This is a genomic window from Chelatococcus asaccharovorans (assembly GCF_003201475.1).
GTDB classification, from domain to species: domain Bacteria; phylum Pseudomonadota; class Alphaproteobacteria; order Rhizobiales; family Beijerinckiaceae; genus Chelatococcus; species Chelatococcus asaccharovorans.
This window is the reverse complement of sequence record NZ_QJJK01000001.1, coordinates 505299-516638: the sequence shown is the minus strand read 5'-3', so window position 1 is coordinate 516638 and position 11340 is coordinate 505299. Positions and strand designations below refer to the sequence as shown.

At 66.6% G+C, this 11340-nt stretch carries 11 protein-coding genes; all 11 read left to right on the top strand.

The annotated features are described in order from the left end of the window. The first annotated feature begins 145 nt into the window (after window positions 1-145). The 11 genes from C7450_RS02530 to C7450_RS02480 all read left to right on the top strand — a co-directional run bounded on the left by C7450_RS02530 (window position 146) and on the right by C7450_RS02480 (window position 11340). Window positions 146-1333 (top strand): ABC transporter substrate-binding protein, encoded by a 1188-nt coding sequence (locus C7450_RS02530; RefSeq protein WP_110372784.1) that lies wholly within the window; start codon window positions 146-148, stop codon window positions 1331-1333. A 280-nt stretch (window positions 1334-1613) separates the two neighbouring features. Further along, window positions 1614-2480 carry a branched-chain amino acid ABC transporter permease gene (locus C7450_RS02525; RefSeq protein WP_110373226.1) on the top strand — a complete coding sequence of 289 codons (867 nt, stop codon included), beginning with the start codon at window positions 1614-1616 and terminating at the stop codon, window positions 2478-2480. A gap of 4 nt (window positions 2481-2484) precedes the next feature. Next, window positions 2485-3510 (top strand): branched-chain amino acid ABC transporter permease, encoded by a 1026-nt coding sequence (locus C7450_RS02520; protein WP_110372783.1) that lies wholly within the window; start codon window positions 2485-2487, stop codon window positions 3508-3510. Further along, window positions 3507-4250, top strand: coding sequence for an ABC transporter ATP-binding protein (locus tag C7450_RS02515; RefSeq protein WP_110372782.1), 744 nt, complete (start codon window positions 3507-3509; stop codon window positions 4248-4250). Before C7450_RS02520 ends, C7450_RS02515 begins: the two co-directional genes overlap by 4 nt. Continuing rightward, window positions 4250-4942, top strand: a complete 693-nt coding sequence (locus tag C7450_RS02510; protein WP_110372781.1) for an ABC transporter ATP-binding protein — start codon at window positions 4250-4252, stop codon at window positions 4940-4942. Before C7450_RS02515 ends, C7450_RS02510 begins: the two co-directional genes overlap by 1 nt. Continuing rightward, a complete protein-coding gene (locus C7450_RS02505) occupies window positions 4942-6324 on the top strand; it encodes an MmgE/PrpD family protein (RefSeq protein ID WP_110372780.1) in 1383 nt (460 codons plus the stop codon). Before C7450_RS02510 ends, C7450_RS02505 begins: the two co-directional genes overlap by 1 nt. Then, window positions 6321-7130 (top strand): SDR family NAD(P)-dependent oxidoreductase, encoded by an 810-nt coding sequence (locus C7450_RS02500; RefSeq protein ID WP_110372779.1) that lies wholly within the window; start codon window positions 6321-6323, stop codon window positions 7128-7130. Before C7450_RS02505 ends, C7450_RS02500 begins: the two co-directional genes overlap by 4 nt. A 93-nt stretch (window positions 7131-7223) precedes the next feature. After that, complete coding sequence (locus C7450_RS02495) at window positions 7224-8387, top strand: CaiB/BaiF CoA transferase family protein (RefSeq protein WP_170147007.1); 1164 nt, start codon at window positions 7224-7226, stop codon at window positions 8385-8387. After that, entirely contained in the window at window positions 8377-9171 is a 795-nt protein-coding gene (locus C7450_RS02490; protein WP_110372777.1) for an enoyl-CoA hydratase/isomerase family protein, read from the top strand. The genes C7450_RS02495 and C7450_RS02490 overlap by 11 nt, the downstream gene beginning before the upstream one ends. A 16-nt stretch (window positions 9172-9187) precedes the next feature. Next, window positions 9188-10123 carry a hydroxymethylglutaryl-CoA lyase gene (locus tag C7450_RS02485; RefSeq protein WP_110372776.1) on the top strand — a complete coding sequence of 312 codons (936 nt, stop codon included), beginning with the start codon at window positions 9188-9190 and terminating at the stop codon, window positions 10121-10123. Between the two features lie 11 nt (window positions 10124-10134). Next, window positions 10135-11340: an acyl-CoA dehydrogenase family protein gene (locus tag C7450_RS02480; protein WP_110372775.1), complete on the top strand. Its 1206-nt coding sequence runs from the start codon at window positions 10135-10137 to the stop codon at window positions 11338-11340.

Here is an 11340-nt window from a genome sequence, read left to right as displayed (position 1 = left end):
ACCACCCGCACGGACAAGCCTGATTCCAGCAAGACGTGAAGACCGCTTGCGCTGCACGCGCCGGCGGACCTGCGTCTCGCCCGTTCCTGTCCACCTTAAGAATATCGGCCACACGAGCCGAAAGAGATCACGCAGGGAGGAACCAATGAAGACGACGCGACGCAATGTCATTCTGTCGGGAGCCGCGGTCGGCGCGGCCATGGTCGTGCCGCGCATGGCCGCATTCGCGGCTGCGCCCGAGGTTAAGCTCGGGGTCGTCGGCGTTCTGTCGGGTCCCGCGGCGCAATGGGGGCTTGCCCTCAGAGGTGCGGTGGAATTCGTCGCCGCCGAAGCCAATCGGGACGGGCTGATCAAGATCGACGGCCAGCCGGCCAACGTTTCGGTCGTGGCGATCGACAGCAAATATACCGCCGAAGGCGCCGCCGCAGCCGCCAATTCTCTTGCCGGGCAAGGGGTCAAGATGATCCTCGGACCGATCGGCTCGCCGGAATTGACCGGCATCAAGCCGATCGCCCTGCGCAATTCCATGCTGGTGATGGGGAATGGCTATGCCAAGGATGCGATCGGCCCGCAATGGCCGCTCGTCTTCCATCAGGGGCCGGGACCATCGGGCTGGGCCGATCCGATCATCAAGATCGCCAAGGCAAAATTCGGCATGAAGAGCGTCGTCGTCGTTGCGCCCAACGACCAGGGCGGCACCGACATCGCCAGTGTTGACGCGCAGGCCTATAAGGCAAATGGCATCGCCGCGACGGAGGAATACTATCAGCGCGGCACGACGAACTTCGCCCCGATCGTCACCCGGATCATGAACCAGAAGCCCGAGGCCGTGGATCTCGCATCCTCGCCGCCGGGCGATGCCGGCATCATGGTCAAGCAATTGCGGCAAGCGGGTTTCGAGGGGGCGATCGGTCGCCTCGGCGGTCCAGGTTACAGCGAGATTTCACGTGTCGCCGGTGGCGACGAAGTCTTGAAGGACTTTTACTGGTACGAGCCCGTCTTCATCGACGAAAAGGTCCTCAAGATCGCCGACGATTACAAGACGCTGATGAAGACTGAAAGGCCGGAGAACAATCTGTTCTTTCAGTGGGTCTCTGCGGCGCGGATGGTGGCCAAGGCGATCGCGAAGGCAGGAACCGCCACCGACACACAGAAGATCGCCGCGGCGCTGCGTTCGCTCCCCGTCGAGGACCCGAATTTGGGCGCCGGCGGCTGGATCGGTCAGAAGTTCTTCGGCGTCAACCAGGAACTCTCCTTCCCCTTCGGTGTCGGGCTTGTCGTCAATGGCAAGGTCCAACCCGTCCAGCGGGTCGACGCGGCCACCGAGACATAACCCCTCCTGGCCAGCGGCGTGCGCCGCCAGCGCGAATGCCGTTCGCGTTCGTCCCATCCCCGAGCCTGTCCTGTGATGGGACGGGGGTGGCCCGAGGTCAGTAAGAAAGCCGTGCCTGGGGAGCTATGCCCATGATCTCGTCAGTATGTGCCCAAATCGCCTTGGTCGTGATGGCCGGTTGTTCTTTCGAAGGTGGTGCTCGCGCATCGGGTTTGGAAACAGACGGACCGCTTCGGAGTGCACCTCTGCGGCCTGCACAAGCAAGAAACTGGAGATGAATGTGGAAGGCCTTGTCGCGACCGGCCTCATCGGCATCAGCCTGGGCGCGCAATATGCGCTGCTTGCCCTCGGCTTCACCCTGATCTTCGGCATTCTGGGCGTGGTCAATTTCGCCCATGGCGGATTCTATGTGCTGGGCGGCTACATCGCCTATGCGACGACGACACATCTCGGTGCGCCTTATCCCGTGGCGGTCGTGATCGCCGCGCTGGGCACGGCAGGGCTGGGCTACGTCTTCGAACGCTTTCTGCTCGAACGGCTGGTCGATGACCATCTCGCCACCCTGATGCTGACGCTTGGCCTCTATCTCATGATGTCGAGCGGCATCCTGGTCGTCTTCGGCCCTGAATCACCGAGTTTCGAGTTCCCGATCACGGGCGTTCTGCGCGGAGGCGGCTTTTATTTCCCGCTTCAGAACCTCATCGTCCTGGCCGTCTGCATCGTCGCGATCGTGACCCTGTACTGGCTGGTCTACCACACCGATTTCGGCCGTGCGCTGCGGGCTTTGGCCGATGATCGGGCGGTTGCGGCTGCGCAGGGATTGCGGCCCAAACTACTGTTTCCGCTGGCTTTTGCTCTGGCGACCGGGCTCGCCGGACTGACCGGGGCTCTGGTGACGCCGATCCTGTCGCTCGCGCCCCATATCGGCGATCCCGTGCTCGCGACCTCCTTTCTCATCGTCATCCTCGGCGGCCTCGGCTCGGTCGGCGGCGCAACGGTGGCAGCCTTCATCGTCGGGCTGATCGAGGCCTATTCAGCGGTTTATCTGGGTGGTTCGAAGGGCGCGCTCGCCTTGTTCACGCTGGTGCTGCTGATGCTGGTCATCCGGCCGTCCGGCCTGTTCGGCCGCGAAGCGCGGGGAGCCTGAGACCATGAACCCGTATCGTTCCACGCTTTTCCAGCGCATCGGCTTCGGCGAGACTTTGACCGTCGCCCTGATCGCGCTGACCTTCCTGGTGCCGGCCTTCGCCACCAATCCGATCGTCTTCTCGGTGACCAACCAGGTCCTGGTCGCGTCGACCGCCGCGTTCAGCGTCTACATCATGCTGCGCATGAACCTGCTGACCTTCGCGGTGCCGACCTTCATGGCACTGGGCGGATATACGGTCGCCATCTTCGGCCTGCGCTTCGGTGTCACCGACGTCGTGCTGCTGGCGGCGCTCGCCTTCGTGGTGCCGGCGTTGTTTGCCTTGCCTCTCGGCGCGCTCGTGCTGCGCTTGCGCGGCGTCTATTTCGTGCTCGTCACCTTCGTTCTGACCGAGATCACACAGCTCGTGCTGTTTGAGACGCCGGGGCTCAGCGGCGGCTCAAACGGGCTTGTCGGCATCCCGATCGTGACGTTCTTCGGCATTCCCCTGGCCGACAACCGCGCGGTGCTGGAGGTCACGATCGGGCTTGCCCTCGTGGCGGCCCTGGTCACCGCGGCGCTGACGGTCCGCTTCCGCCAGCATTTCGCCGCCATCGAGGAGAACGAGCTTCTCGCGCAGAGCCTCGGCCTCGTCGTCTGGCATTACAAGGCGCTGGGCTTCGTCGTGGCCGCCGGCGTCTCGGGACTGGCGGGGTTCGCGCTCGTCAACATGCTGCTGATGGCGCACCCGAGCTCGTTCAACCCGCTCTCCTCGGTCAATTATATCGCCTACGCCATCATCGGCGGAAAGGGCTCGATGCTGGGGCCGGTGGTGGGTGCGACGGTGCTGGTTTTCGCCTCCGATCTCTTCGCGATCAAGGGCGAATATTCGCAGTTCCTCTTCGGCTTCCTGCTCGTCACGGTCGTCCTGGTGGCGCGCGACGGCATCGTCGGCACCATCAGGCGGTGGATCTGCCGGTCGGCGCGGACCTCGTCCGAGGACCGCAAGGCAGCCGTTCCCCTGGCGGTCGCCTCGGAGGGTCGGTCATGAGCCCGTCCGGTCACGAGACGCTCGAGGTCGTGGGGCTGAGCAAGCGCTTCGGCGGCCTGCAGGTCTTCCAGGAGATCAGCTTCACCCTGCCGCAGGGCGAGGTGCTCGGGGTGATCGGCCCCAACGGTGCCGGCAAGACGACGCTGATCAATGTCATCAGCGGCAAGCTCGCCCCCACCGCCGGGCGCGTTCTGCTGGGCCGGCGCGAGATGACGGGCCAGCCGCTGCATGCGGTGAGCCGCGCCGGCATCATGCGCAGCTTCCAGCAGACCAACACCTTCAGCACGGCGAGCGTCGGCGAGAACATTGCGCGCGCCATCACCTTCAGCGGCGGTGGCTCCGCCGCCTGGCAGGCGATCACCGGCATGCTCGACGAGTTCGAGCTCGCGCCGCGCCTGGACGAGCAGAGCGACAAGCTTCCCTATGGCCTGCAGAAGATGCTCGGTCTCGTGCTGGCCTTCGTGACGCGGCCGAAGGTGCTGCTGCTCGACGAGCCCGCCGCGGGTCTGGAGGGGCGCGAGCGCGGGCGGGTCGATTCCTTCGTGCGCCATGCCCGCGAGGAGCTGGGTTGCAGTGTCCTGATCGTCGAGCACGACATGGACCTCATCCGGCGGCTCTGCCCCAACATTCTCGTGCTCGATGCCGGCCGCCTTCTCGCCTCCGGCCCGCCGGCCGAGGTGCTCGCCCGCAAGGACGTCATCGACGCCTATGTCGGCGCCGTCGAAGAGGAGGTCGCCTGATGCTCGCGGTCGAGAATCTCGAAGTCCGCTACGGCGGCATCATGGCGTTGCGCGGCGTCTCGATCGAGGTCGCCAAGGGCGAGACGGTGCTGCTCGTCGGCGCCAACGGAGCCGGAAAGTCGAGCCTGATCAACGCGGTCATCGGCCTGGTGAATGCCTCGAAAGGCTCCGTCCGCTTCGCGGGGCGGGATCTCAGCGCGCTGTCCTGCGATTGCCGGGCTCGCGCCGGAATTGGCTATTCGCCTGAAGGGCGTCGTGTCTTTTCGACGATGTCCGTCAAGGACAACGTGCTGACCGGCGCCCATGGCCGCGGCAAGGTGGCACAGCGCGAAGCCTGGGACTGGCTGTCGGGCATCTTTCCGCTGCTCAAAGAGCGCGCTGCGCAGCCGGCCGGGCAGCTTTCAGGCGGCGAGCAGCAGATCGTCGCCTTTGCGCGGGCCATGAGCTCCTTCCCGGACCTCGTCCTGCTCGACGAGCCTTTCCTGGGCCTCGCCCCGGTCTGGATCGCCCGCATCAGCGAAGCTGTCCGCCAGATGCAGGCGCGCGGCACCACCATCCTGATGACCGAGCAGATGGCCCGCCCGGCCCTGAAGCTGGCAACCCGCGGCTATGTCATGCGCGGCGGCGAGGTCAGGCGCAGCGGCACTGTCGCGGAGATCCGCGATCTGGCGCTGGCTGAGGAGTATCTGTGATGAATGCGACGCAACGCCTCGGCACCTTTCTCGCGCGGCACGCGGATAGCGCGTTGGCGCCGCCGGTCGCCTCCAAGGCGGCGATCTGTCTGATCGATGCGCTCGGCCTCGCAATCGTCGCCCGTGACGAGCCCACGGCGGCCGCCGCGCGCGCCCTGGCGACACCAGTAGGCGAGGGCGTCGGCACGGCCCGTATCTGGGCCGATGGCAGCCGGGCCGCGCTCGCGGAGGCCGTGCTCGCCAACGGCGTCGCGGTTCACGCCCATTTCCAGGATGACACCGAGCATGAGTCCTGGTCGCATCCGGGCTCGCTCGTGCCGCCGGTTTCGATCGCGCTGGGCGAGGCGCTCGGCCAGTCGCTTGCCGATGTGCTGCGCGCCACCGTTGCGGGCTACGCCACGATGAAATGGCTTGGCGCCGGCGAGATCGTCGCGCGCGCGCTGATCGGCCGAGGCATCCGCACCAGCCCGACGCTCGGGACGATCGGTGCTGCGGCGGCGGCGGCCGTCGCCCTCCGCCTCGATGCCGCGAAGGCGGCGAGCGCGGTCGCGATCGCGGCCAACACGACCGGCGGCACGCTCGAGCCGGTCCGCTGTGGGTCGGACGAATGGCGTGTGCAGAACGGCCGCGCGGCTCAAGGCGGGTTGACGGCGGCGCGGCTTGCCGCGCAGGGCGTTGTCGGCGCTCCCGACGCCCTCGAGGGCGCCAAGGGCTTCCTGCGCGCGCTGGCGGGGCTGACCGAGACGCCGCCGCATTGGGCGCGGGATCCCGACCCGGCAATGATGGCAGAGGTCAATGCCAAGCCCTTCGCGACACTAGGCGACAACATGGCGGCCGTCATTGCCGCCCGCGTCGTCCATCGCGACGGGATCGACCTGGCGCAGGCCAGGCGCATCACCGTGCGGATCTGGCGGCCCTACAGCGAATATCCCGGCACGTCCTTCAAAGGCCCGTTCGAGCGAACCGTCCAGACGCAGGCAAGCACCGCTTTTGCCGTTGCCGCCATGCTGGTCTACGGCGAGCTCGACTACGCCATGGGCGTCAACAACCGCCGGGATCCGCGCATCCTGGCGCTGATCGAGACGATCACCGTGGTTCCCGACGACGAGGGTGGGCCGATGGACGGCACCGTCGCGGTCGAACTGGCGGATGGCCGGGTTCATCGGCGCAGTGCGGCGGACTCGACCGAGACCCTGATCTTCCAGGACGAGCCGCGCGCCACAGACGTCTTCGAGCAGCGTCTCGTCGGCGCCGGGCGCCCCGCCGGCCTCGGTCAGGCACTCGCCGCAGACATCTTTGCCTCCGTCCGCGATGGCGGCGGCATGCCGATCAGGACTGTGATCGACCGCTTGACGAGCGGTGCCAAGGGAGAACACGCATGAAACTCGGACTGGAAGGGCGTACCGCGATCGTGACGGGCGGCAGCAAGGGCATCGGCCTGGAAACCGCACGGCTGCTCGCCGAGGAAGGCGCCAGGGTGATGATTTGCGCGCGCCGCGACTCTGCGCTCGCGGAGGCCCGCGCGGATATCGAAAGCACGACCGGGGTGAAGGTCGAGACGCATTCGCTCGACGTGACCGATCTCGCGCAGATCAAAGAGTTGCCGGCCGTTGCCAAAGAGCGCCTCGGGCGCATCGACATGCTCGTCAACAATGCCGGCACCGGAACCTACAAACCGTTTCTCGAAGTCACCGACGACGAGCTGCAATACGGCATGGCGATCAACTTCTTCGCACAGTTCCGCATTTGCCAGCGCATCATTCCGCTCATGATCGAGCAGAATGGCGGCGCGATCGTCAATGTTGCGGGCGAGACGGGCATCATGGTGACGATGCCGCCCTTCCTCTCGTCCTGTACAGGCCCGGCGAAATCGGCCGAGATCCGCTTTTCCAAGATTCTGGCCAATGAGTTCGGCCCGCACAATATCCGGGTCAACTGTGTGGTGCCCGGCTTCGTCACCACGCCGGAACGCTTCGCGAAATGGGAGCGCGAGCTCGCCAAGCGCGCGCTCAGCCCGGAGGAGGCGGACGCCGAGCGCCGGCTCTGGTCCGAGAACAATGCGATGCGCAATACGCGCTGGGGCACGCCCGAGGAACTGGCCAATCTGATCGTCTTTGCGCTGTCGGGCCGGGCGAGCTTCGTCAATGGCGCCGTGCTGGTGGCCGACAACGCGATGGACAAGTCCTGACAGGTGGCACGTTACCGGCGTGATGCACGATTTGATGAAACGTTTCATATGCGACGCCGCGGCGGAGCTTCGGCGCGGTTGCAGGAGGTGAGTATGAACAGCGTCGACAAGCCGCTGGCGGGCATCACGGTCGTCGAGCTTGGCCATAGCGTGGCGGCGCCCTATGCGGGGCTTATCCTCGCCGATCTCGGCGCGCGCGTGATCAAGGTCGAGAACCCTGGCAGCGGGGATTATGCCCGCGGCTGGGGACCTCCGTTCTTCAAGGACACGGCGAGCGCCTTCCACAGCCTCAACCGCGGCAAGGAGGGCATCGCCGTCGACTTCGCCGATGGGGCGCAGGCGGACGCGTTGAAGCGCCTCATCCTGACGGAGGCCGATGCTGTCATCCAGAATCTGCGGCCCGGCATCCTCGACAGGTTCGGCCTGACCGCCGACCTCATGCGCGCGAGCAAGCCCGAACTGATCTGGTGCGATATCGGGGCCTTCGGTGCGACAGGCCCCTTGGCGAGCAAGCCGGGCTATGACCCGCTGGCGCAGGCGAGCACGGGCATCATGAGCGTGACGGGCGAGGGCGACCGGCCGCCGGTGCGCGTCGGCGTCTCGCTGATCGACATGGGCTCGGGCATGTGGGCGGTGATCGGCCTGCTGGCGGGGCTGGTGGCACGGCAGGAGACGGGACAGGGGCGCGTCGTCGCGACCTCGTTGTTCGAGACCGGGCTTGCCTGGATGACGGTGCCGCTCGCGGGCTACGAGGCGTCCGGCGAACTGCGCAGGCCCTTCGGCTCTGGCACCGCCGAGATCGTGCCGTATCAATGCTTCGAGACGTCGGATGGCTGGCTGATGATCGCGGCCGGCAACGACAATCTCTATCGCAAGCTGTGCGGCGCGTTGGGGCTGACGGCCCTCGCCACCGACGCGGATTTCGCCACGAACATGGCGCGCGTGGTCAACCGCGAGAGGCTGATCCCGCAGATCTCGGCGGTCACCAGGACACTGAGCACGGACGCGCTCGGCCGCAAGCTCGACGACGCCGGCGTGCCCAACGCGCCGCTCCTCACCGTGGATCAGGTGTCGAACCATCCGCAGACGCAAGCGCTCGCCATGACGGTCAGGTGTTCGGCAGACGATATCGACCTGATGGGCGTGCCGCTGTCCTTTGACGGTCAGCGGCCGCGCAGCCGTGTGCGCGCGCCGAAGCTCGGCGAGCACAACGATATCCTGAAGATCGCGAAGCCGGAGACCGCCGATGCGCGCTGAATACGAGACCATCACCGTCGCACGCCGCGACGACCACCTCCTGCTCGTCACGCTGAACCGCCCGGCGGTCTACAACGCGATGAACACGCAGATGGGCCTCGACCTGATGGAGCTCTTCGAGGGCTTCGCCATCGCCGACGAAGGCGTGCGCGCCATCGTCCTCACCGGCAGCGGCGACAAGGCCTTCTGCGCCGGCGGCGACCTCAAGGAACGCAAGGGCATGAGCGACGCGGCGTGGCAGTCGCAACACGCCATCTTCGAACGCATGCTGCGCGCCATCATGGGCTGTCCGATCCCGCTGATCGCCGCCGTGAACGGCATCGCTTATGGCGGCGGCTGCGAGATCGCGGCCGCGACCGACTTCGTCTATGCCGCGACGACCGCCCGCTTCGCCTTGACCGAGGTGACGCTTGGCATCATGCCGGGCTCCGGCGGCACGCAGAACCTCGCCCGGGCGGTGGGGGAGCGCCGCGCCAAGGAGATCATCCTGTCGGGCCTGCCGTTCTCGGCCGAGGACGGCGAGCGCTGGGGCCTCGTCAACAAGGTGCTGGCGCCCGAGGAACTGGTCGGGGGCGCGCTGGCGATCGGCGCGCGCATCGCCGGCAACGGCCCGATTGCCGTCCGCCAGGCCAAGCAGGCAATCCACCGCGGTCTCCAGATGTCGCTCTGGGACGGCCTCGCCTTCGAGATCGAGGCCTACAACCGGATGATTCCAACGGAAGACCGGCGCGAGGGCGTGCTCGCCTTCAACGAGCGCCGCAAGCCGAATTTTCAGGGCCGCTGAGAGAAGGAGCGCAACCATGCGCGAACGCGTCCACGTGCGGGAGGTCGGCCTCCGCGACGGCATCCAGATGGTCAAGACCATGCTCTCGACCGCGAGGAAACTCGGCTGGTGCGAGGCCACCGCCGCCGCCGGCATCCGCGATATCGAGGTCACCTCCTTCGTGCCTGCGAAGGTCGTGCCGCAATTTTCCGATGCGGAGGAGGTCGCGCGCGGCGCCCTCGCGCTGGGCGGCTTCACCGCCTCCGCGCTCGTGCCGAACCTCAAGGGGGCCGAGCGCGCCTTCGCCATCGGCCTGCCGCTGGTGAACTACGTGCTCTCCGCCAGCGAGGCGCACAACCTCGCCAATGTCCGCCGCACGACCGATGAATCGATCGCCGATTTCGCGCGCATCGTTGCCGCGCGGGATGCCCATCCCGGCCCGCGCATCGCGCTCGGGGCCGGTATCGCGACCGCCTTCGGCTGCACCATCTCCGGCGCGGTTGCGGAGGCGCGCGTCGTCGCCATCGCCGAACACCTCGCCGCGGCGGGCGCGGACGAGATCATCGTCGCCGACACGGTCGGCTATGCCGATCCGCGGCAAGTCGGCCGGCTGTTGGGCAAGGTCGTCGCTGCGGTCGGCCGCCTGCCGGTCGCCTGCCATTTCCACGACACCCGTGGGCTCGGGCTCGCCAATGTCGTCGCGGCACTGGACGCTGGCGTGCGTCGCTTCGATGCCTCGCTCGCGGGCCTCGGCGGCTGCCCCTTCGCGCCTGGCGCCACCGGCAACATCAATACCGAAGACACCGTCTACATGCTCGAGCAACTCGGCTTCGACACCGGCGCGGATGTCGAGGCGCTCGTGGCGTTGCGTCGCGAGGTCGAGAGCTGGCTGCCTGGCGAGCGCTTCTCGGGCGCGATCGCCCGCGCCGGCCTGCCCAAGACCTATCGCGCACGCCTCGACGCTGCAGCCTGAAAGGACCTTCGATGCCCCCCCACAGCAACGATCTTTCCACCGATGCCACGATCACGATGGATCTGGGCGAGGACTTTCCCGAGCTGCGCGACGCCGTGCGCCGGATCTGTGAACGTTTCCCGGGCGAATACTGGCGCAACCTCGACGATCGCAGCGGTTATCCGACCGAGTTCGTCGCCGCGCTGACCGAGGCCGGTTTCCTCGGTGCGCTCATCCCTGAGGACTATGGCGGCTCGGGCCTCCCGCTGCGCGCGGCGGCGGTTGTGCTCGAGGAGATCAATGCCAATGGCTGCGTGGCGAGCCCCGCCCATGCCCAGATGTACATCATGGGTACGCTGCTGCGGCATGGCAGCGAGGAGCAAAAACGTCGCTATCTGCCGGATATCGCGTCGGGCAAGGTGAGATTGCAGGCCTTCGGCGTGACAGAACCGAATACCGGATCGGACACCACGCAGCTCAAGACGCGCGCGGAGAAACAGGGCAACAGCCATTATCTCGTCAACGGCCAGAAGGTCTGGACCTCGCGCGCCCTGCATTCGGACCTGATGCTGCTGCTGGCGCGCACGACCCCGCTCGACCAGGTCACGAAGCGCACCGACGGCCTCTCGGTCTTCCTCGTCGATTTGCGTAAGGCCAAGGGCAATGGTGTCGAGATCCGCCCGATCAAGGCGATGATCAACCACAACACCACCGAAATCTTCATCGACAACCTCAAGGTTCCGGTCGAGAACCTGATCGGCGAGGAAGGCAAGGGCTTCCGCTACATTCTCGACGGCATGAATGCCGAGCGCATTCTGGTCGCCTCCGAATGCGTCGGCGACGGCCGCTGGCTCCTCAAGAAAGGCGTCGCCTACGCCAATGAGCGGCGGGTCTTCGGCCGGCCGATCGGACAGAACCAGGGCGTCCAGTTCCCGCTGGCCCGGGCCTATGCCGAACTGGAGGCGGCCGACCTGATGTGCCGCAAGGCCGCTGCCCTGTTCCAGGCCGGCCGGCCCTGCGGCACCGAGGCCAATATCGCCAAATTGCTCGCCTCCGAGGCGACCTGGAAGGCTGCCGACACCACGATGCAGACCTATGGCGGCTTCGGCTATGCCCAGGAATACGACATCGAGCGTAAATGGCGCGAGGTCCGCCTCTATCAGACCGCCCCCATCTCCACGAACATGGTGCTCGCCTATGTCGCGCAGCACGTGCTCGGTCTTCCCCGTTCCTATTGA

What these genes read in the sequence shown, in the direction of transcription:
- C7450_RS02530 (WP_110372784.1), top strand. Translation starts at nt 146, where the DNA reads ATGAAGACGACGCGACGCAATGTCATTCTGTCGGGAGCCGCGGTCGGC.
- C7450_RS02495 (WP_170147007.1), top strand. Translation starts at nt 7,224, where the DNA reads ATGAACAGCGTCGACAAGCCGCTGGCGGGCATCACGGTCGTCGAGCTT.
- C7450_RS02505 (WP_110372780.1), top strand. Translation starts at nt 4,942, where the DNA reads ATGAATGCGACGCAACGCCTCGGCACCTTTCTCGCGCGGCACGCGGAT.
- C7450_RS02520 (WP_110372783.1), top strand. Translation starts at nt 2,485, where the DNA reads ATGAACCCGTATCGTTCCACGCTTTTCCAGCGCATCGGCTTCGGCGAG.
- C7450_RS02485 (WP_110372776.1), top strand. Translation starts at nt 9,188, where the DNA reads ATGCGCGAACGCGTCCACGTGCGGGAGGTCGGCCTCCGCGACGGCATC.
- C7450_RS02510 (WP_110372781.1), top strand. Translation starts at nt 4,250, where the DNA reads ATGCTCGCGGTCGAGAATCTCGAAGTCCGCTACGGCGGCATCATGGCG.
- C7450_RS02515 (WP_110372782.1), top strand. Translation starts at nt 3,507, where the DNA reads ATGAGCCCGTCCGGTCACGAGACGCTCGAGGTCGTGGGGCTGAGCAAG.
- C7450_RS02480 (WP_110372775.1), top strand. Translation starts at nt 10,135, where the DNA reads ATGCCCCCCCACAGCAACGATCTTTCCACCGATGCCACGATCACGATG.
- C7450_RS02490 (WP_110372777.1), top strand. Translation starts at nt 8,377, where the DNA reads ATGCGCGCTGAATACGAGACCATCACCGTCGCACGCCGCGACGACCAC.
- C7450_RS02500 (WP_110372779.1), top strand. Translation starts at nt 6,321, where the DNA reads ATGAAACTCGGACTGGAAGGGCGTACCGCGATCGTGACGGGCGGCAGC.